This is a genomic window from Micromonospora peucetia, assembly GCF_900091625.1.
GTDB classification, from domain to species: domain Bacteria; phylum Actinomycetota; class Actinomycetes; order Mycobacteriales; family Micromonosporaceae; genus Micromonospora; species Micromonospora peucetia.
Genome location: NZ_FMIC01000002.1, coordinates 100976 through 121642, shown reverse-complemented (window position 1 = coordinate 121642; position 20667 = coordinate 100976). Strand labels below are relative to the sequence as shown.

The window sequence follows — 20667 nt, the reverse complement described above, 5'->3', positions numbered from 1 at the left end:
TGGTGGCTGGACCACCGCCAGCGAGTGGAGCAGGCTGCCCTCGACGCCAGCAAACGCAGCAACCAGGTTTCCTGTTGATCATGGAAGCCGGATGATGGCGGCGATGAGGACGAGGCTGGCCCGGTAGAGGGATGCGAGTTTGGCGTAGCGGGTAGCCAGGTCTCGCCACTGCTGATGTCGCGGTTGCCGACCTGTAGAAGCCCTTGCTCACCCGCAGATCGACGTGATGCACGTCAGCGTCAGTTCGAATGCCACCCCGACCGCCGCGCCCATGTCGTCCCGGCGCTCCCGCCCGTCCGGGCCGACGTACCCGACCACGAATCCGGACGTGGCGGCAGGCGCCGACAGCGAGAACAGATCAACTTCGCTGAGAACCCACAGGCGGGTGTGCGGGTGTCAATGTGGGTTGACAATGCCGTGATGTCAACGTAAGTTGACGGCATGAGTCAGGCAACGGAACTCGCGGCGGCAGCCGGCAGCACCGACCCCCGGGTCGGGCTGCGCGCCGTCCGCGCGCTGCGCCGGTTGCTCGAACGGCTCGAGGTGGTCCAGGTGGACAACGCCCGTCGACAGGGCTGGTCCTGGCAGGAGATCGCCGACGAGCTCGAGGTCAGCCGGCAGGCGGTCCACAAGAAGCACGCCGGGCGTCCGGCGGTCGGATCCTCCTGGGAGGCGTGATGTTCGAACGGTTCACCGACCGGGCCCGCACGGTCGTGCGGGATGCCCGGGACGAGGCCCGGTCCGAGGGCCAACGGCCCATCGGCACCGAGCACCTGCTGCTCGCCCTGCTCGCCGACGGCGACAGCCTCGCCGCCCGGGTGCTCGCCGAGGCCGGCCTCCGCGCCGACGACCTGCGGGCCCGCGTCCGTCGGCACACCGAGCGGGGAGCCACCGGCCTCGCCGACGCCGACGCCGCCGCCCTGCGCGAGATCGGCATCGACCTGGCCGCCATCGTGACCCGGATCGAGGAGTCCTTCGGCCCGGACGCGCTGCGCGAGGCCGCGCCGGCGCCGCGCCGCCGCTGGGGTCGCCGGCGGTACGCGGGCGGCACCTTCTCGCCCCGCGCCAAGAAGGTGCTGGAGTTGGCGCTGCGGGAGGCGCTGCGGCTGCGCCACCGCCACATCGGCACCGAGCACATCCTGCTCGGCGTGCTCCGCGAGGGGCAGGGGCTGGGCGCACTGGTGCTCACCGAGGCCGGAGCCGACCTCGACGACCTACGCAACCGGGTGACCACGGCCCTCCGCACGCCGGCCTGATCCCACCCCCACCCCCACCCCTGCCGTCGATCATGAGGTTGGCGGCGAGATTGATCTCTGAAACCCGGGCCAACCTCATGATCAACGAGGAACCCGGCTCCCGCGCTGGTGGCGGTGGGGTTGGGGCGGGGGGTGTGGGGGCGGTGGGTGGTGTTCGCAAACCTGTTTTCGCTGCGCGTAACGTCACCGCGCCGCCGGGTCGCTGCCGTGCCGGATCTGCTGCACACTGGCGCCGTGGATGCTCGACAGGACAAGCGACACGCGGGGCACCACGGCGGTCTGCGCTCCGCCGTGGTGGTCAACCCGGTGAAGGTGGCCGACCTCGACGAGCTGCGTCGTACGGTCCACGACGCCCTGGGCGCGGCCGGCTGGCCCGAGCCGCTGTGGTTCGAGACCACCGCCGAGGACCCGGGCCGCGGCCAGACGGCGGAGGCGGTCGAGGCCGGCGTGGAGGTCGTCTTCGCCTGCGGCGGCGACGGTACCGTGATGGCCTGCGTCAGCGCCCTGGTCGGCACCGATGTGGCACTCGCCGTGCTGCCCCAGGGCACCGGCAACCTGCTCGCGGCCAACCTGGGCCTGTCGGGTGACCTGGCCGCCGGGCTGGAGATCGCCGTCGAGCGTGGCCGCCGGCTGCTCGACGTCGGCGCGGTCGAGGACCACTACTTCACGGTGATGGCCGGCATGGGCTTCGACGCCCAGATGCTCGCCGACACCTCGGAGACCACCAAGAGGCGGATCGGCTGGCCGGCGTACGTCGTGGGAGCCGCCCGGCACCTGCGCGACCGGCCGATGAAGGTCTCCATCCGGATCGACGACCAGCAGCCGATCCGCCGCCGGGCCCGCTCCGTCCTCGTCGCCAACGTCGGCCGCCTCCAGGGCGGGGTGCGCCTGCTCAACGACGCCGAACCGGACGACGGCTACCTCGACGTGGCGGTGCTCACCCCGCGTACGTTGCGGCACTGGCTCGCGCTCGGCTGGGCGGTCGTACGCCGGCAGGACCGGGTGCCCCGGATGGAGGTCTTCCGGGCCAGGCGGGTGGAGATCACCAGCAACCGGGCGCAGCCCCGGGAGCTCGACGGCGATCTCATCGAGCCGGGCCGCACCCTGAAGGCCGAGATCCGGCGTCGGGCGCTGTGGCTCTGTGTGCCGCAGCCGGCGCAGGATCCCGACCTGGCCGAGGACGCGCAGGCGGCCTCCGAGCGCGGTGAGCAGCTCGTCGAGGAAGCGCGCCGTGAGTAGCACCCGGATCGTGCCGGAGACCCGGCTGATGTCGGACGAGGAACTCAACGCCGACGACGCCTGGCACACACTGCGCCGGCAGGGCGGCTGGCACCTGCTGCGGGATGCGTTCATCCGGTTCCGCTACGGCGACGGGTTCAGCCACTCCCGCGCCTTCGCGCTGCAACTCTGCCTGGCCGTGGTGCCGTTCCTGATCGCGCTGACCGGCCTGATCAGCGAGCTCGGCGTGGCGGAGGGCGGCCGGGTCGTCGCCGACACGGTGCTCGCGCTCACCCCCGGGGCCAGCGAGCCGATGGTGGCCGAGCTGCTCGGCGAGGGCGACCGCACCGAACGCGCCGGAGAGTTGGCGCTCGGCCTCGGCCTGTTCACCGGCCTGGTCGCGCTGACCAGCACCATGGCCCAGATCGAGCGCGGCGCCAACCGGATCTACGGCGTGGAACGGGACCGGCCCGCGCTGTGGAAGTACGTCCGCGCCACCGTCCTCGCCCTGATCGCCGGCGTACCGGCGCTCACCGGGTTCCTGATCCTCGTCGGTGGCGGCCCGATGGGCGACTCGGTGCAGCGGCACTACGCCTGGGGCGAGATCGCCAACAGCGTCTGGGACGTGGTGCGCTGGCCGCTCAGCCTGGGCCTGACCGTCCTCGCCGTCGCGGTGATCTTCCGGCACGCCCCCCGCCGCAAACAGCCCGGCCTGTCCTGGCTCTTCTTCGGCGCCGGCATCGCCACCGTGCTGTGGTGGGTGGCCAGCCTGCTGCTCGCGGCGTACGTGCGGTTCAGCGGCGGGTTCGGTCAGACGTACGGGGCGCTGACCGGGATGATGGCGCTGCTGCTCTGGGCCAACCTGACCGGCATGGCGCTCTTCGGCGGCCTGTCCTTCGCCGCCCAGTTGGAGGCGCTGCGGATCGGGGTGCGGGAGCCCGCGCAGCCCGACCTCTGGGAGCCCGAGGCCGAGCGCGAGGAGATCCACGACACGGGCGAGATGACCTCGCTGTAGCCCACATCAGACACTTCTCGGTGTACGCGGGGCCCGGATCGGGTACTGCGGCACGCCAGAAGCGAGAGGGAGGCTGCCGTGGGCGCGGTCAAAGAGGCGTTGCGACGACCCTTGGGTCACTTCACCGAGCGTACGCTCGCCGGCCTGGCGATCGTGCTCGGTGCCGGGGCCGGTTTCGGGGTGCTCCTCGTGCTGGTCCGGACGCGGTGGTCCCCGCTCTACGACGTCGACCACGGCGTGGCCGCCTGGCTCAACGAGCTGGTCGCCCCGCACGGGCCGCTGGTGACCGTGCTCAACGCGCTCACCGACCTCGGTGGACGGGCAGTCATCGTCTGGCTGGTGTCGGTCGCCGTGATCGGCCTGCTGATCCGCCGGCAGGGCCGGCTCGCGGTCTTCCTGATCGTCACCGGCGTCGGCGCGCTCGTCCTCGACCCGGCGCTCAAGACGCTGGTCGACCGGCTGCGCCCCGAGGTGGAGGTGCCCATCGGCACCTACGCCGGGGACAGCTTCCCCAGCGGGCACGCGCTCGGCTCGATGGTCGCGTACGGGGCGCTGCTGCTGGTCTTCCTGCCGGCCATGTCGCGCCGCTGGCGCAAGCCCGCGATCGGCCTGGTCGCCGTCGTCGTGTTCCTCATCGGCCTGACCCGCATCGCGCTGGGCGTGCACTTCGTCTCGGACGTGCTCGGGGCCTGGCTGCTCGGCGCCGCCTGGCTCGGCGTCACCGCGTACGCCTTTCAGCTCTGGCGGTTGGAGCGCGGCCGTCCGGTCCCGGCATTGAGCGAGGGGCTGGAGCCGGAGGCCGCGCACGACGTGGCGCCCGCCCCCGACGAGGCGCATCTGCTGCCGCACCCCCGGGCCGCCGTGTTCGAACTGATCGTCGGCTGGGTGCTGATCCTCGGCGCGCTCTACGGCTTCGGCATGTTCGTCAGCTACCACGCCGGCGGCACCTTCTTCGCCACCCTGGACACGGACGTGCCGAGGTGGTTCGCCGAGCACCGCACCCCCGGCCGGGACGACTTCAGCCACTGGTGGAGCAAGGTCGGCGACACCCACGCCATCCTGCTCATCACGCTGGTCTTCTGCCCGATCGTGCTCGCCGTGTGGCGGCGCTGGCGGCCGGTGCTCTTCGTGGCGCTTACCATGTTCGGCGAGCTGAGCCTCTTCCTCGCCTCCGCCGCCGCGGTCGACCGGCCGCGACCGCCGGTGGGCAACCTCGACGGGCCGATGCCGACCTCCTCCTTCCCGTCCGGCCACATCGCCGCCACGCTCTGCGTCTGGGTGGCGATCGCGGTCATCGTCTTCCCACGTACCGACCGGTGGTGGCGGTGGCTCTTCGTGGCGGCGGCGGTGGTGATGCCGACCGGCGTGGCGGTCAGCCGGATGTACCGGGGGATGCACCACCCCACCGACTTCATGGGAGCGATCATCCTCACCGCCCTCTGGATCGGGCTGCTCTACTGGGTGATCCGCCCCAACGAGGACGTGCGTGAGGGCAACCAGCCGAGCATCGAGTCCGAGGACGTGCACACCCTCGACGACGAGCTGGCCAAGGCCAGTCGGTCGGACTGACGCCGCCGATGCTGCGGGCGATGACCTGGAACATCAGGACCGGAGGACGGGACCGGGGCGGCGCCGACCGCCGCGACCTGCTGGTCCGGGTCGTCGCCGCCGAACGACCGGACCTGCTGGCCCTTCAGGAGCTGCGGGGTTTCGACTCCGGTGCCGTGCTCGTCGACTTCGCGCGCCAGGTGGGGATGCGTCCCCACCTGGCCCGGTCCTGCTTCGGCCAGCCGGTGGCGGTGCTGCTCCGGCCGCCGCTGCGGGCTCTCGCCGCGACCCGGGTACGCCGGCCGTTCCACCACGCCGCGCAGCGGGTCACCGTGGCGACCAGCGCCGGCCCGCTGACCGTGCTGAGCGTGCACCTCGACCCGTACTCGGGGCTGCGGCGGCGCGTCGAGGCGGGCTGGGCCGCCGCCGCACTGCGCCGCGCACCGGGGAAGCTGGGGCTGCTGGCCGGGGACCTCAACACCCTCGACCCGCTGGCCGACCACTCCGAACGGATCGCCCGGCTGCCGGCCGCGTACCGCCGTCGTCACCTGCGCCGGGACGGGCGGACGGTGGAGACCCGGGCGGTGGCCCGGCTGCTCGCCGCCGGCCTGGTCGACCTGTACGCGGCGGCCCACCTGCCGAACGGCGGCACGGCGGATGCCGGGCTGACCGCGCCCACCCGGCACGGTGGCGGGGCGGAGTTCTCCGGGATGCGGCTGGACTACCTGCTCGGCACGGCGGCGCTCGCCGGCCGGCTGCGGGACTGCCGGGTGCTCCGGGGCGGCGAGAGCGAGTACGCCTCCGACCACTACCCGGTCGTCGCGGATCTGGACCTGCACCCCGCCTGAGCCCGGCCACGACCGGCCTCCCCTCCCGCCGTGCCGGCCGGCTGCGGGCCCGGGTTCGTGGCCTTGGCCGGAGGGCCCGTCGGGGGTGGACCGGTGCGCTGCCGGGCCAGCCCGCGCCGTCGGGGGTGCGGGAGTCGGTGAGCTGGCCGGCCACCGGAACGGCGCTCGATTGGCGACGCCGACTACCGTGAGCCGGTGCTCGACCCGCCGCCCCCGGCCCCGCAGACCGCCGGGCCCCCGCCCGCCCCGCTGCTCGTCGTCGTCGCCCGGGGCATCGCGCTGATCGTGGTGGTGCCCCTGCGGCTGGCCTGGGAGTTGGCCGCCGCCGTCGGCCGCTGGCTGCACCGCTGGTTGCTCGCGCCGACCGGCAGGTTCCTCGCCCGCTGGCTGCTGCGCCCGCTGGGCTGGCTGCTGCGGCACCTGCTGTGGGTGCCGCTGGTGTGGCTCGGCCGAGGGCTGGGCTGGCTGAGCCGGATGCTGGTGTGGGTGCCGCTGGTGTGGTTGTGTCGGGGCCTCGCCTGGCTGGCCCGGACGGTGGTGTGGGTGCCGCTGGCCTGGCTGGCGTACCACCTGATCTGGCTGCCGGTGCGCTGGCTGGCCCGGCTGCTCGCCCCGCTGGGACGCCTGCTCGTGGCGGGGCTCGCGGTGGTCGGCCGGTGGCTGGCGGCGGTGGGCCGGGTGCTGCTGCACGTGCTCGGGTGGGCGTGGTGGGCGGCCGGCCGCCTGCTGTGGTGGTGCTACGTGTTCACGCTGCGGCCGTTCGTGCTCGGGGCGGGCTGGCTGTGGCGGCACGCGGTGCGTCCGGCGGGGCGGGCGATCGCCGCCGCGTGGCGGGCGACGGTGTCGCCAGCGGTCCGCTGGGTGCGCCGGGCTGTGGCGGATCCGGTCCGTCAGGCAACTCGCGAGGCGCTGACGGCCCTCGGCCTGCGTCGCTGAATTGGGTGTGGCGAGCGGTGAGATCTTGGTACGAAACGGCCCCTCCAGGGGCCGTTTCGTACCAAGATCTCCGCGGGGCGGGGCGGCTATAGGAGCAGGTTGAGGAGGACGGTCAGGACGATCGAGGCGACGATCGAGAAGAGGATCATCAGCAGGCAGCCCACGCCGCCGCCGGCCGGCCGGATCTCCGTGTTGCCGATGCGCATGCGATCACCTGTTCGTCGAGGTCTGGGCCACGGCGAGCCGGGCCGCAGCCTGCCGGGCCGCAGCAAGAGCCGGGCCGGGGCGGGTGCGGGCGGGATTGGTTGGCGGTGCGGGACCGTCAATCCGTGCACCAGCACGGTAGGGCTGCCGGACCGGGACCACCCTCACAGCTCGCGCAGCCTCGGCAGGAGCTGTTCCTGCGCCCAGTCCAGGAACATCGGCTGCGTGTCGCCGCCCACCTGCACGAGCGCCACGTGGGTGAAGCCGGCCTCGACGAACTTCCGGAACGCCTCGACGTGCCGGTCCACGTCGGGCCCGCAGGAGATCCCCTCGGCCACGTCCTCCTCGCGGACGAACTGGGTGGCGGCGGCGAACGACTCCGGCCCGGGCAGGTCCGCGTTGACCTTCCAGCCCATCCCGAACCAGCGGAACTGGTCGTGCACGATCTTGCGGCACTCGGCCTCGTCCGGCCCGTAGCAGATGGCCACCTGACCGTAGCGGGGCTGCCCGGCGCCGCCGGCCTCGTCGTACATCTCGATGATGTGCGGGTCCGGCTCGGTGGAGACGAGGCCGTTGGCGTACTCGGCGGCGAGGGTGACCGACTGGCGGCCGGAGGCGGCGACAGCCATCGGCACGGGCTGGGCGGGCCGGTCCCACACGTGGGCGTCGGGCACGTCGTAGTGGTTGCCAGAGAAGGTCAGCGTCTCCCCGTCGAGCAGCGGCCGGATGATCTGGAGCGCCTCCTCGAACATCTCGTGCCGCTGCTGCACGTGCGGCCAGCCGCCGACCACGTGCTCGTTGAGGTTCTCACCGGCACCCAGCCCGAGGGTGAACCGACCGTCCGAGAGCACCCCGACGGTGCTGGCCTTCTGTGCCACGACCGCCGGGTGGTAGCGGCGGATCGGGCAGGTGACGAAGGACATCAGCTCCGCCCGCGAGGTGGCGTGCGCGACCGCGCCGAGCACCGACCAGGCGTACGGGGAGTGGCCCTGGGACTCCAGCCACGGGTAGTAGTGGTCGGAGATGACGAGCTGGTCGAAGCCGGCCGCCTCCGCCCGTACCGCGTAGTCGACCAGTTGCTTGGGACCGGCCTGCTCGCACATCAGGGTGTAGCCGACCTTGACCATGGTGTCTCCTTCCGACCCGGGCGGATCACCCCCGGATACCCGGGGGTGATCCGGTCAACCCTCGGGCGCCCACTGCTTAACCGGTTCATTGCATGGTCGGCGCGACCGGCCTACGCTGATCCCTGCGCCGCCGGGAGCCGGGCGGCGGCTGTCGGGCTACAGCCGCCATCCCCTGTGACGTCCCACCCCCACCTGGGCAGCGGGGGTCCTCCCTTGAGGAAGGCCATGAAGAAGAGACTCTCCGCCGCCGGTGCGGCCCTGCTCGCGTTGCTGGTCGCCGTGCTGGCGTTCGGTCAGCCCGCACGGGCCGCGACCGGCTTCTCCGTCGCCGACGGCAAGCTCTACGACGCCAACGGCAGCGAGTTCATCATGCGCGGGGTCAACCACGCGCACACCTGGTACCAGCAGCAGACCAGCTCCTTCGCCAACATCAAGGCGCTCGGGGCGAACACGGTCCGGGTGGTGCTGGCCAGCGGCCAACGGTGGGCGAAGAACGACACCGCCGACGTCGCCAACGTCATCTCGCTGTGCAAGGCCAACCGGCTGATCTGCGTGCTGGAGGTGCACGACACCACCGGGTACGGCGAGCAGAGCGGGGCGGCCACCCTGGACCAGGCGGTCGACTACTGGCTCAGCGTCTCCAGCGCCCTCGCCGGCCAGGAGAAGTACGTCATCGTCAACATCGGCAACGAGCCGTACGGCAACCAGGGCTACGGCACCTGGGCGACCGACTCCGCCAACGCGATCAAGCGGCTGCGCGCGGGCGGCCTGACGCACACCATCATGGTCGACGCCCCGAACTGGGGCCAGGACTGGTCGTTCACCATGCGCGACAACGCGGCGTCGGTCTTCGCTGCCGACCCACAGAAGAACACGGTCTTCTCCATCCACATGTACGGCGTCTTCGACACCGCCGCCGAGATCAGTGACTACCTCGGCCGGTTCCGCGCCGCCAAGCTGCCGATCGTGGTGGGTGAGTTCGGCTTCGACCACTCCGACGGCAACCCGGACGAGGACACCATCCTGTCCTACAGCCAGGCCAACGGGATCGGCTACCTGGGCTGGTCGTGGAGCGGCAACGGCGGTGGCGTCGAGTACCTCGACATGGTCACCAACTTCAACCCCGCCGCCCTGACCACGTGGGGCCAGCGCCTCTTCAACGGGGCGAACGGGATCAAGGCCACCGCGAGGGAGGCGACGGTCTACGCCAGTACCCCGCCGACCACGCCGCCGCCCAGCACGCCGCCGCCCAGCACTCCGCCACCGACCACTCCGCCGCCCACGACACCCCCGCCGACCACTCCGCCGCCGGGCGCCGGCTGCACCGCGACGTACACGGTGGTCAACCAGTGGCAGGGTGGCTTCCAGGGTGAGGTCAAGGTGACCGCCGGCTCGGCGGCGATCACCGGCTGGACGACGAGGTGGACGTTTGCCAACGGCCAGTCGGTCAGCCAGTCCTGGAGCACCGCTCTGAGCAGCAGCGGGTCGATTGTCACCGCCCGCAACGCGGACTGGAACGGCCGGCTCGGCGCCGGGGCCAGCACCAGCTTCGGCTTCATCGCCAGCTGGAACGGCACCAACGCCACGCCGGCGGTGACCTGCACCGCGAGCTGAGGTCCGTCGTACCACCGGTGGCCGGGTCCGCACGGGCCCGGCCACCTCCCTCGTGGCGTCCACGGATAGCGGCGGTTCCGAACGGGCGGCGGAGGGACGGCGGGTTTCGCCGGTGCGGGGTGACCGGCCGCCGCAGGGCGAGGCGACCGGCCCGCGGGCGCTTCCCGTGCACGCTGTCGAACTGCCCCGTCCATGAGACCGCCAGTCGCCAGGGCCCCGGAACTCCCTGCCCCGTCCATGAGACCGCCAGTCGCCACGGATCCGGAACTCCCTGCCCCATCCGTGCGGGCAGCTCGACAGCGTCCGCACGTGCCTACGCCGTGTCGTGCCCCGTCAGCGCTCGGTCGGTCCGGTGGCCAACCGGGCGGCGCGCATCAGCAGGTACCGCTGCTCGGGCAGGCTCGTGGTCAGGGCCCAGCACTTCGGTCTCGACATCCGCGCCGAAGGAATTCCGGAGAATCTCGCGGGCGCCACGCGACCCACCGAACACCGGATGGAGAGATAGAGTGTTCGCGACATGCGCTCATGTGCGGATACTCAAATGAACCCCTCCATGACGTCGGCCCCGCCGTCCTGCGACCGCTGATGACCGACCTGCGGCAAGCCCGCGACGCAGCCCACGCCATCGCGTTGGCGGCCCTGGGTCGCGACCCCGGCCCGATGACCACCGTCGACAGCAGCTCCCACCACGTCTACGTCAGTTCGAACGTCGTCGTGAAGATCATCGACGCCGCCGGCCACTCGCGGCTGAGCCGGGAGATCGCCCTCGCGCCCCACCTGCCCACCGGTGTCACGGCTCCCCTGCTCGACAGCGGGCGCCACCAACTGGAGACGCGCGAGGTCCGTTACGCCTGCTACGCCCGTATGCCGGGGGCGACTCCCGGCATGGGCATGCCTGGTGTGGACGGGGTGACCGCGCGCCTGTTGGCCGAGGAGGCAGTCCAGCGGCTGCACGGACTGCACAGCTGGACGCCCACGGCTGACGCCGAGCAGACGTTGGGAGAAGCTCTCGACCACGGCGGGTTCGTCAGCCAGGCGGCGCTCTTCGCCGAGGTGGAAAGCCTCGCCGCCCTGGACCGGGACGGAATCGTCCCTCGCCGCCTGCTCGATGGTCTGACGGCGATAGCGGAGCGCGCGCCGGCGCACGCCCGGGTGGTCGTCCCGGTCCACGCGGACTGTCACTGGGGCAACTGGCTCGCCTGTGATCGAAGTGTGACCGCGCTGCTGGATTTCGAGTGGGCTCGCTTCGGCGAACCGGTCGATGACTGGTTCTTCCTGGCCCGGTTCAGTGGCCCGCACCTGGAGACCGTTCTCGACGTCATCGCCCACGCGACAACGACGCCCCTGAGCACCCTCCGGGCGCAGTGCGAGGTTCGCGAGGCGAGCTATCTCGCCGCCGACCTCCGCATCGCGCTCCAACGTCCCGGCGCTCCCGCACAGCTGGTTGCCGACAATATCCGTGATCTCGAGGAACTCATCGTCGAACGCCTCTGGTGGCGCCAAGCCCGGTGATGTCGGTTGCGGTGCGCGACGTGCGCCCGTTCGTGCCGCTGACCGTGCGCCCTGTCAGCGGTTTGCGCGGTCGATGCCGCGCCGGACGAGACCGCGAACACCTGGGAGCGTGATCGCCCGGACAGTCAGGTCGCTCATCCACACATGGAACCGGCTGGGTGGCGCGTACTGGAGCATTCCGCGGCGGGCGAGTGCCTGCCGTTTGGTGGCTTCCGGGCGCAGTCCTGTTTCCCACTCGGTCAGTGCCGTCGGGACGTCGTCGTGCCGCTGCAGGGCGGCACCGAGTTGGTCTGCTCCGGCGAGCGCGAGAGCCGCCCCGTGTCCGGCGAAGAGCGTGACGCACCAGGCTGCGTCCCCGAGCAGCGCGACCCGACCGGTGCTCCAGCGCGGCATGACCACCTGGCTGACCGTGTCGAAGTAGGCGCCGGCCGGGTCTTTCTCGAGGTGGCGAATCGCATCGGGAACGCCCCCGCCCAGATCCCCGAACGCCACGCCGAGCGCGTCCACCGGTCCGCGCCCCAGCTCGGCGGCCGGGTCCTCGCATCGGTACGTGAAGAACGCCGATGACCGTTGCGGGCCCAGGTTGACGATCGCCGCTGTGCGCCCCGGACCGATGAACGTGGTGCCGGACGACCCCGGCACGTCTGCCACCGGATGGGGCAGGGGAAAGGCGCCCACAACGTACGGCAGGTCGACCCGGAAGCTGGAGCCGAACACGGCCGTCCGGGTGGCGGAGTGCACTCCGTCGGCGCCGACCAGCAGGTCGGCGTCTTCCGTGGTGCCGTCGCTCAACGCCACCCGTACCCGGCCGGTGTCCTGGTCCATGGAGGTGACGGTGGTGCCGAAGCGGATCTCGGTGCGATCACGCACCGCGTCGTACAGCGTGGACTCCAGGTCGCCGCGGAACACCGACATGACCCGTTTGCCGAGGGCGGCCTCGGCGATGGCGGACGGCACGGTGAACTTGGGTCGTCCGTCGGCGCGGACCAGCACGGTGGTGAACAGACCGAGGTCGTGGGCGGACAGCGCGGTGAGCAGGCCGAGGCGCTCGGCGGCGTCGTAGCCCGGTCCGAGCAGGTTGACCAGGTAGCCGCTGCTGCGTCGGGCCGGGGCGCGTTCCACCACGACCGTCTGCCACCCGTCTTGTCCGAGTCGCAGTGCGGTGGCCAGCCCTGCGATGCCCGCTCCCACGATCACTGCACGTTTCATCCAGCACTCCCACGGTAAGAATGAGCGTTCGCTCAAACTAGTATGAGCGACTGTTCATTCTGACGCAACGAGGACCGGCGGCACCGCCTAGACTTCAGGCATGCCGCGCGGAGTAGCCATCCCACAAGTTCGGCAGCAACTCTTCGCTGCCGTCGAGCGGTTGATCGCGGGAGACGGGCCGAGCCGGCTCACCGGCCGGGCCGTGACGCGCGAGGCTGGCGTCGCCACCGGGCTGCTCTACGCACACTTCGCGAACTTCGACGACTTCCTGGTCGGATATGCCATCGACCGGACCTTTCACATCTCCGGCGAGGTGGCCGGCCTCTCGGAGCGCGCGGGGTCCGGCACGGTTGCCGGAAACCTGAACCAGGCCATCCTGGCAACGCCGCTGGACACACTGCTGGCGTTGACCCGGCTGATGGCCATCCGGCCTGACCTGGTGGCAAAGGTCGAGACCGTACTGGGCGGCGGGACCGCCGGCTTGCAAGCGGTCGAGCATGCAGTCGCCGGCTACCTGGCCGCCGAGCAGCAACTCGGACGGGTGGCCGCAGGCGCCGACACGGAGGCCCTGGCCCTGGCGGTGGTCGGCGTGCTGCACCACGTCGCAGTCACCGACGGAACCGACTCGGCGGCAGAGACCCGGATCCGGCGGGCGATGGGCGCACTCTTCGACGGCTTCCCCGCCATCACCGCCTCCTGAGCAATGCACTGCGGGCGTACGGGCGGCCAGCCCCACTCCCGATGCCCGCCGGACGCAAGTCACGAAAAGTAGTGACAGCAGCCTGGCGGCACTGTGTGACGCCAACCGCCTAGCGCCGCCTCCCGCGAGCGCCGGGCGGAGACGCGCGGGCGCCGGGCGGAGACGCGCGGGCGCAGGTGATCAGGACGTCATGGACGTTACCCGGCTGTCTTAGGGTCCATGGTGTCCTGATCACCGTTTGAGGGCGTGATCAGTCGGTCGGCTCCGATCTTCTCGACCTGCGACAGTCTTCGAGCTGAACCGCGCTTGAGGTCAAGCTGCCCCTGTCGCCGCGCCCGGCACCGCCTGTGCCAACGGCGGCACCGCCTGCGCCAAGCGGGCCGGCACCGCCTGCGCCAAGCGGGCCGGCACCGCCTGCGCCAACCGGGGCGGCGCTGCCTGCCAACCGGGGCGGCGCTGCCTGCCAACCGGGGCGGCGCTGCCCCGCGCCAACGGGGACGGCAGCAGCGAGCCGCCGCGCGAAACGGCGGGATACGCCGGCCCACCTGCGGTGTTCCTCTCGCCACGGCGTGCCCTCACAGACACTTCACAGCGGTCCTCGATAAGGTCCCGGGTAGTCAGCTACCGGCTCCAGGGTGGAGCGCGGTGTCTTTGCGCGGGAGTTCCGATGGTCTTCAAGAAGATGTTGAGCGCATTCGGCGTGGGCGGCCCAAGCGTCGACACCGTCCTGGCCAACCCGAACACCCGACCCGGCCTGACCCTTGAGGGGCAGGTGAACCTGCTCGGCGGCGACGCGCCGGCCAAGATCGAGCAGGTCGTCCTCGGCCTGGTCACCCGGGTCGAGATCGAGGGCCACGACGCGGAGTACGCCGGCGTCATGGAGTTCCACCGGATGCAGGTCAGCGGCCCGCTCCAGCTCGCCCCGAAGCAGCAGCTCGCCATCCCCTTCCAGCTTCCGGTGCCGTGGGAGACCCCGATCACCGACGTCTACGGGCAGCGGCTGCGCGGCATGACGATGGGGCTGCGCACCGAGCTGGCCATCGCCCGCGCGGTGGACAAGGGTGACCTGGACCAGGTCAACGTGCACCCGTTGCCGGTGCACGAGCGGATCCTGGAGGCGTTCCAGCAGCTCGGCTTCCGGTTCAAGCACGCCGACCTGGAGCGCGGCCACATCCGCGGCACGCAGCAGACGCTGCCGTTCTACCAGGAGATCGAGTTCTTCGCCTCGCCGCAGTACGCGAGCACCATCAAGGAGGTCGAGCTGACCTTCGTCACCAGCCCGCACGGGCTCGAGGTCATCCTCGAGTGCGACAAGCGCGGCGGGTTCCTGGCCCCTGGGCACGATGCCTTCGGCCACTACCGGGTCTCGCACGACGAGGCCGGCCGGACGGACTGGGCGCAGGTGGTCGACGGCTGGCTGCGGGAGACCACGTCCCGCTACGGCAGCCTGCGCGGCGGCCACGGCTTCGGCGGTCAGGGCCACAAGTTCGGCGGGCATGGGCACGGGCACGGCCGGGGCGTCGGCATGGGCGGCGTCGTCGCCGGTGCCGCGTTGGGAGCCGTAGGGGGCATGATCGTCGGTGACATGATCGGCGATGCCTTCGAGGGCGACTCCGGTGAGGACTTCGGCGGTTTCGAGGAGTAGGGCAACCGCGAATGGTCCGTCGGCGGTGATGTCGCAGACGGTTCTGTTCGACAGCATGCAACGGTGGCCTCCGGGACGTATCCCGGAGGCCACCGTCACGTTGCCGGATGGTCAGCGCCGGCGCATGCTTCGCTCGGCGCCGGACCGTCGGGCGCTACCGGCCTTGGCCAGGCCCCGGCTGCCCAGGTAACCGACGGTCAGGATGGTCAGGTACCACCAGGCCTGGTTCGGGTTGTTGATGTTCAGCCCGTTGGTGGCGGGACCGCGCCAGAACGCGGCGATCACCACGACCGCGACCGCGGCGGCGTAGATCCAGAACTCCGTCGTCAGGAACGACTGCTTGGTCTCCGTCCCCGGCGACGGCATCTGCTCCCGGTGCCCGTCACCCATCGTCGGCATGGGACGGGTGGGCGCCTCCTGCATCGCGCGGTTCTGCGCGTCCTGCGTCGGTCGGTTCATCGGCCTGGTGGAAGCAGCCTGCGTGCTCATCTTGTCCTCCTCAGGATGCGATGAGTCGTACCTGCGTTCCCTCGCCCCGCTACCGCGTGTCGGCCACGGCACGGTTCGCGTTCATGGCGGGGGCACCCGCCGTCTACCCGAGCCGGCGGAGGCAGTAACACCCACGGCGATCGGAAAAATACGGCCCCACCCGGCCCCCGGTCCTGCCACCGGGTGTGGTGCGGCCGGCCCGGGGCGGGGCGTGGCCCGCACGGGGTACGCCGTCCTGACGACCCGCAGTCGGCTCACCGCCGGGGCGGGTTTGCCGGCCCGGCCGCCGGGCACGCATCCGGACCGACACTTCTGCGAGGTGATGGACGTGCGTGAGGACGACATGCGACAGGATGCCGCCCGGCGGGCCGAGGACCGGATCGCCGGTGGCGTGTACGGCGAGGGCGCCCTGGACGAGGTGACCGTGCCCCGTACCGATGTGCAGCGGGTCATTCAGGACGAGGACCCGGACGACCCGGCCCACGTCCCGATCGACCCGGAGGTGCTGCGGGACGGGGGACCGACCCGAGGGCAGGGCGCGGTCACCACGACCGGCGGCACCGCCGGCCCGGCCAGCGTGCGCCGGTTGGCGCGGCAACCGGAGCGGCACCCAGGCAAGGTGGCGCCGACCACCACGGGCGACGCCACCACCGGCGGCCTGAGTACCCCGGCGGGCGGCTCCACCAGCGACCAGTCCAGTAGCGCCAGCCAGATCGGCGACTTCACCCCGGACTGACCCACTGAACCCACCTTCCCCGCCCCGCTGGGCCCTCCGGCCCTGGCCCTTCCGAGTCGATCATGAGGTTGGCGGCAGTCGCGGAGATCCACATCGCCGCCAACCTCATGATCGCCGGGCGCGGGGGCCGGGGGCCGGGTGCGGGGGGCCGGGGCCGGGGGCCGAGGCCGAGCTGGGGGAGGGTGGGTGAGTCAGGTGGGGCGGAGGATGCCCAGGCGTTGGGTGGCGCGGGTGAGGGCGACGTAGAGGTCGCTGCGGCCCCGCGGTGACTCCGCCACGATGCGGTCGGGGTCGACCAGGAGGACCGAGTCGAATTCGAGGCCCTTGGCCTGGTCGACGGTCAGCACCACCGCCCGGCTCTCCAGCTCCGGGTCCTCGCCGACGGCCGCCTCGGGCAGGGCGGCGGTGAGCGCGGCGCCCAACTCGTCGACCCGGCCGGCCGGCACGATCACCCCGAGCCGGCCGTCGTCCAGGCCGGCCGCCTCCCGGGTCGCGGCGGCCACCAGCTCCGCCGTCAGCCGCTGCGGCGGCACCGCGCGATCCCACGGCGGCAACCCGCTGGAGCGTACGGAGCGGGGTGGGCGCAGCGCTGGGTCGATCTCGGCCAGCACCTCGGCGGCGACAGCCATGATCTCGGCCGGGGTGCGGTAGCTGACGGTCAGCTCCTCCAGCCGCCACCGCTGCGCCACGTACGGCTCCAGCGCGTCCGCCCAGGACGGGGTGCCGGCCAGGGCGCCGGTCTGCGCCACGTCCCCGACGATCGTCATCGAACGGCTCGGGCAGCGGCGCATCAGTAGCCGCCATGCCATCGGCGACAGCTCCTGCGCCTCGTCGACGATCACGTGCCCGAACGCCCAGCCCCGGTCGGCGGCGGCCCGCTGCGCGGTGGTCAGCCGGTCCGCCTCCTCCTGTCGTTCCAGCAGTCGGTCGGCGTCGATCAGGTCGGTCACGCCGAGGATCTCACCGCCTTCGGCCTCGTCCTCGACGTCGATGGAGCGGGAGCCCCGGGCGATCTCCAGCACGCCCTCGGCGTACTCCCGTTGCATGGCCCGGATCCGCTCCCGACGGGCGGTGGCGGCCCGCTCGTCCTCGCCGAGCAGCTCGGCCGCCTCGTCCAGCAGGGGTGCGTCGGCCGGCGTCCAGCCGCCCGGCTCGCGGTGCAGCATGGCCCGCTCGGCGTCGGTGAGCATGGGCGCGGCGACGGCGAGCCGGTCGGTGGCGGCGTACAGGTCGGCGAGCAGGCGCTGCGGGGTGAGCACCGGCCAGAGCCGGTCCAGCACGGCCTGCACCTCGGGCTCCTCGCGCAGCTCGCGGCGGATCTCCGCCACGTCGGCCTCGTCGAGCAGGTTCTCCCCGCCCAGCGGGTCGGCACCGATCCGCTCGGCCACCTGGGCCGCGAGGGCGTGGACGATCTCGACGTCGAAGAGCGCCCGGGCCAGGTTGTGCGGCCGGTCGGACCGACGGGCCCGGTCCCGGGCGGCGCGGACGGTCTCCGGGTCGAGCCGTAGCACCTCCTGCTGCGGCAGCTCGATCTCCAGCGGCTCGTCGGGCACCCACTGCCGGTCCCGGACGGCGGCGGCCAGCACGTCGACCATCACCGCGCGGCCCTTCAGCGCGGCCGTCGCGGCGGGCTCGCTGCGGCGGGCGCTGACCCCGGGGAAGAGGTCGCCCGGGGTGCGCAGTAACACGCCCGTCTCCGCCAGCGCCGGGAGCACCTGGGAGATGTAGCGCAGGAACGTGGCGTTCGGACCGACCATGAGTACGCCCCGGGTGGAGAGCTGATCCCGGTGGGTGTAGAGCAGGTACGCCGCGCGGTGCAGCGCGACCGCGGTTTTGCCGGTGCCCGGGCCACCCTGCACCACCAGCACGCCCGGCAGGTCGGCGCGGATGATCCGGTCCTGCTCGACCTGGATGGTCTCGACGATGTCGCGCATCCGGCCGGTGCGGCCGGCGTTGAGCGCGGCGAGCAGCGACGCCTCGCCGGTCAGCTCCTCGTGTGCGGTGGGGGAGGCGGTGGCCAGGTCCAGCACCTCGTCGTTGAGCGCGACCACCTTTCGTTCCCGGGTGCGCAGGTGCCGGCGGCGACGGACCCCCTGGGGGTTGGCCGCGGTGGCGAGGTAGAAGGCACGGGCCGCCGGGGCGCGCCAGTCCATCAACAGCGGGTCGTAGTCGCCACTGGTGTCGAAGATCCCGATCCGGCCGATGTAGTGGGGGTCGCCGCCGTCGGTGTCGAGCCGACCGAAGCAGAGGCCGCTCTCCACGGCGGAGAACTGCTCGACCTGGTCGGCGTGCATCCGCACCGCGCTGTCGCGCTGGGAGCGGGCCTGGAGGGTGCCGCCGGTCGCCCGCAGCTCGTCGGTCAACCGGTCGGCGGCCTGTTCACGCAGCTCGTCCAGCCGGCGGTAGAGCATCGAGACGTATTCCTGTTCGCCGCCGATCTCGTCATCGGGCTGCAATTCAGCGGAATCGGCGGAATGCCTTGACAAGCCGTCTCCCAATTGGTTAGTATCCTTCTCAAGAACGGCTTTCGACAGCCGTTCTTTTTTGTTGCCCTGAACTGAGAAAGATACCGCGCCCCGGCCGTCCTCACCAAGCGCGCCGGGCCACGCCACAGGCCGTCCCCGCGCAGAGCCACAGGCCGTCCCCGCGCAGACAGCGGGGGCCCGCCGTGGCGAGCCCCCGGACCGTCGGCGGGTCAGCCCCTGGCCACCTCGTAGAGCCGCTCCGGCGTCACCGCTCCAGCGATCAGCCGACCGTCGTCGGTGAGCAGCGCGCTGAACAGTTTTCCGGTCAGCAGCCGGCCGCTGCCCCAGTCGCCGCTGACCGCAGGCAGCGCGCCGAGCAGCGCCGCCGGGTCGCCGGTCGCTTCCTTTCCGGCCCGCTCGGGCGCGGCCCCGGCCCGGTCGGGCGCTCCGGCGCCGTCGAGGCGCGCGACCACCACCGTGGTCCAGCTCTCGCCGACGGTACGCACGTCCGGCCGCTCGGTGGGCTGCTTCCCGGGCGCGGCGGCGGGCCGCTTCCCGGCGGTCTCCTCGGTCACCTTCACCCCGGGCGGCGGGTTGAAGTTGAACTGGTCGGCGTCCGGCCGGGCGTACGACACCTGGGTGAAGGCCAGCTCGAAGGCCGGCTTGTCGCTGCCGTCGGCGAAGACCTCGAAGCGCAGCGGCACGTGCTCGCGCGCGTCGATGGCGATGCGCACCTGGTGCACCAGCGAGGCGGCGTCGCGTGGCGCGAGCACCAGCTCGTACGCGTCCCGGCCGGCGACCGTGGCGGACCGTCCGACGCTCACCTCGGTGCTCGGGTCGATCGCTGCCAGGGCCCGGTCGGCCGCCTCCCCGGGGGTGGCCGGCAGTTCCGGGGCGTCCGCCCCGGCGGTGTGCTCGGGCAGGGTGCGGTGGGTGGCGGTGTTGGACCGGCTGTTCCAGATCCACACGTCCCGGCCGTTGCGGATGACGTCCCGCTCGCCGAGCGTGTCCATCAGGGCGACGCGCTGCCGGTCGGGCCCGGAATGCCAGACCCGCAGCGTGTGGGTGCCGGTCAGCAGGCCGGTCAGGCCGTCGCCGCCGACCAGGCCGGCCAGCGGCGGCAGACCCAGGTCGGCGCGCTGCACGACCGTGCCGGAGAGCCCCTCCAGCCGGGAGGTCTGCAGGTCGACCAGGAGTTGGGCGGCGGTACGCGGCGGCAGGCTCGGCTCGGCCTGGGCGGCGAACGTGCCGAGCGCGGCGCCGCCGCCAATGACGGTCACGACGGCGGTCACCGGGACCAGCCAGCGTAGGACGGGACGGCTCTTCAGGACGGACATGTGACACCTCCTGCCGGACATCCTGCCCCCTCGACGCTGTGAGGGTGCTGAGGACGACGGTACGACCCCTCGTCCGGGGGTGGCACCCTTGACCCGTGCGGTTGTTGGTGGTGGAGGACGAGTCGCGGCTGGCGTCCGCGCTGCAACGGGGCCTGCAGGCCGAGGGCTTCGCGGTGGACGTGGCGGCTACCGGCCCGGAGGGGCTCGACGCGGCCCGGCACGGCGGGTACGACGCGATGATCCTCGACGTGATGCTGCCCGGCCTCTCCGGCTACGAACTGGTTCGCCGGCTGCGCGCCGAGGAGCACTGGCTCCCGGTGCTCATGCTCTCGGCCAAGGACGGCGAGTACGACCAGGCCGACGGACTGGACTGCGGAGCCGACGACTACCTGACCAAGCCCTTCTCGTACGTCGTGCTGCTGGCCCGGCTGCGGGCCCTGCTGCGCCGTGGTGCCCCCGAGCGCCCCACGGTGCTCGCGGTCGGCGACCTGCGGCTCGACCCGGCCCGGCGGCGGGTGACCCGGGCCGACGTCGAGGTCGCGTTGACCAGCCGTGAGTTCGCGCTGCTGGACTACCTGATGCGGCGTTGCGGCGAGGTGGTCTCCAAGACCGAGCTGCTGGACCACGTCTGGGACGCCAGCGTCGAGACGGCGCCCAACGCGGTCGAGGTCTATGTCGGATACCTGCGGCGCAAGATCGGCCGGGAGCGCCTGGAGACGGTCCGGGGCGCCGGCTACCGGCTCGCCCCGTGACAGGCGAGGGAAGGGCCCCTTCCGGTCGCCCAGGCGACAGGAAGAGGCCCTTCCTG

Annotated in this window: 18 protein-coding genes and 1 pseudogene; 13 read left to right on the top strand and 6 right to left on the bottom strand. The window is 72.2% G+C overall.

Annotation, left to right across the window (positions count from 1 at the left end; genetic code table 11):
- Positions 1 to 78: 78 nt before the first annotated feature.
- Positions 79 to 180, bottom strand: a pseudogene (locus GA0070608_RS33205) (IS5/IS1182 family transposase); the annotation flags it as partial.
- A gap of 261 nt (positions 181 to 441) precedes the next feature.
- Between GA0070608_RS33205 and GA0070608_RS01085 the strand changes: the two are divergent.
- The 7 genes from GA0070608_RS01085 to GA0070608_RS01055 all read left to right on the top strand — a co-directional run bounded on the left by GA0070608_RS01085 (position 442) and on the right by GA0070608_RS01055 (position 6821).
- A complete protein-coding gene (locus GA0070608_RS01085; RefSeq protein ID WP_089001290.1) occupies positions 442 to 678 on the top strand; it encodes an HTH domain-containing protein in 237 nt (78 codons plus the stop codon).
- Positions 678 to 1256, top strand: a complete 579-nt coding sequence (locus tag GA0070608_RS01080; RefSeq protein ID WP_091620036.1) for a Clp protease N-terminal domain-containing protein — start codon at positions 678 to 680, stop codon at positions 1254 to 1256. Before GA0070608_RS01085 ends, GA0070608_RS01080 begins: the two co-directional genes overlap by 1 nt.
- A gap of 234 nt (positions 1257 to 1490) precedes the next feature.
- The gene (locus GA0070608_RS01075; protein ID WP_091634043.1) at positions 1491 to 2495 is read left to right on the top strand and encodes a diacylglycerol/lipid kinase family protein; all 1005 of its coding nucleotides are present in this window, start codon (positions 1491 to 1493) and stop codon (positions 2493 to 2495) included.
- Entirely contained in the window at positions 2488 to 3489 is a 1002-nt protein-coding gene (locus GA0070608_RS01070; protein WP_091620032.1) for a YihY/virulence factor BrkB family protein, read from the top strand. The genes GA0070608_RS01075 and GA0070608_RS01070 overlap by 8 nt, the downstream gene beginning before the upstream one ends.
- 78 nt (positions 3490 to 3567) lie before the next feature.
- Positions 3568 to 5058 (top strand): phosphatase PAP2 family protein, encoded by a 1491-nt coding sequence (locus GA0070608_RS01065; protein WP_091620028.1) that lies wholly within the window; start codon positions 3568 to 3570, stop codon positions 5056 to 5058.
- A gap of 8 nt (positions 5059 to 5066) precedes the next feature.
- Positions 5067 to 5885: an endonuclease/exonuclease/phosphatase family protein gene (locus GA0070608_RS01060; protein ID WP_091620025.1), complete on the top strand. Its 819-nt coding sequence runs from the start codon at positions 5067 to 5069 to the stop codon at positions 5883 to 5885.
- Between the two features lie 195 nt (positions 5886 to 6080).
- The gene (locus GA0070608_RS01055) at positions 6081 to 6821 is read left to right on the top strand and encodes a hypothetical protein (RefSeq protein ID WP_091620021.1); all 741 of its coding nucleotides are present in this window, start codon (positions 6081 to 6083) and stop codon (positions 6819 to 6821) included.
- A gap of 368 nt (positions 6822 to 7189) precedes the next feature.
- Here GA0070608_RS01055 and GA0070608_RS01050 read toward each other — a convergent pair whose 3' ends face one another.
- Entirely contained in the window at positions 7190 to 8152 is a 963-nt protein-coding gene (locus GA0070608_RS01050; RefSeq protein WP_091620017.1) for a TIGR03557 family F420-dependent LLM class oxidoreductase, read from the bottom strand.
- Positions 8153 to 8377: 225 nt separating this feature from the next.
- Here GA0070608_RS01050 and GA0070608_RS01045 point away from each other — a divergent pair, with 225 nt between their 5' ends.
- On the top strand, positions 8378 to 9766 hold the full coding sequence (locus GA0070608_RS01045; RefSeq protein ID WP_091620014.1) for a cellulase family glycosylhydrolase: 1389 nt from the start codon (positions 8378 to 8380) through the stop codon (positions 9764 to 9766).
- A 585-nt stretch (positions 9767 to 10351) separates the two neighbouring features.
- A complete protein-coding gene (locus tag GA0070608_RS01040) occupies positions 10352 to 11278 on the top strand; it encodes a phosphotransferase (RefSeq protein ID WP_091620011.1) in 927 nt (308 codons plus the stop codon).
- A 54-nt stretch (positions 11279 to 11332) separates the two neighbouring features.
- Here the strand turns inward: GA0070608_RS01040 and GA0070608_RS01035 are convergent, their stop codons facing one another.
- The gene (locus GA0070608_RS01035; protein WP_091620009.1) at positions 11333 to 12487 is read right to left on the bottom strand and encodes an FAD-dependent oxidoreductase; all 1155 of its coding nucleotides are present in this window, start codon (positions 12485 to 12487) and stop codon (positions 11333 to 11335) included.
- 100 nt (positions 12488 to 12587) lie between these two features.
- Between GA0070608_RS01035 and GA0070608_RS01030 the strand changes: the two genes are divergently transcribed.
- Positions 12588 to 13187, top strand: coding sequence for a TetR/AcrR family transcriptional regulator (locus tag GA0070608_RS01030; protein WP_091620006.1), 600 nt, complete (start codon positions 12588 to 12590; stop codon positions 13185 to 13187).
- A 667-nt stretch (positions 13188 to 13854) separates the two neighbouring features.
- A complete protein-coding gene (locus GA0070608_RS01020; RefSeq protein ID WP_091619998.1) occupies positions 13855 to 14832 on the top strand; it encodes a sporulation protein in 978 nt (325 codons plus the stop codon).
- A gap of 111 nt (positions 14833 to 14943) precedes the next feature.
- On the opposite strand, the gene GA0070608_RS01015 is transcribed toward GA0070608_RS01020, so the two are convergent.
- Positions 14944 to 15231: a hypothetical protein gene (locus GA0070608_RS01015; protein WP_176733914.1), complete on the bottom strand. Its 288-nt coding sequence runs from the start codon at positions 15229 to 15231 to the stop codon at positions 14944 to 14946.
- Between the two features lie 418 nt (positions 15232 to 15649).
- Between GA0070608_RS01015 and GA0070608_RS01005 the strand changes: the two genes are divergently transcribed.
- Entirely contained in the window at positions 15650 to 16057 is a 408-nt protein-coding gene (locus GA0070608_RS01005; RefSeq protein ID WP_091634039.1) for a hypothetical protein, read from the top strand.
- Positions 16058 to 16248: 191 nt separating this feature from the next.
- Here GA0070608_RS01005 and GA0070608_RS01000 read toward each other — a convergent pair whose 3' ends face one another.
- Entirely contained in the window at positions 16249 to 18468 is a 2220-nt protein-coding gene (locus tag GA0070608_RS01000; RefSeq protein ID WP_091634035.1) for a HelD family protein, read from the bottom strand.
- 284 nt (positions 18469 to 18752) lie between these two features.
- Positions 18753 to 19859, bottom strand: coding sequence for a LolA family protein (locus GA0070608_RS00995; RefSeq protein WP_091619991.1), 1107 nt, complete (start codon positions 19857 to 19859; stop codon positions 18753 to 18755).
- Positions 19860 to 19954: 95 nt separating this feature from the next.
- Between GA0070608_RS00995 and GA0070608_RS00990 the strand changes: the two genes are divergently transcribed.
- Positions 19955 to 20611 carry a response regulator transcription factor gene (locus GA0070608_RS00990; RefSeq protein ID WP_091619988.1) on the top strand — a complete coding sequence of 219 codons (657 nt, stop codon included), beginning with the start codon at positions 19955 to 19957 and terminating at the stop codon, positions 20609 to 20611.
- The last annotated feature ends 56 nt before the right edge of the window (positions 20612 to 20667 follow it).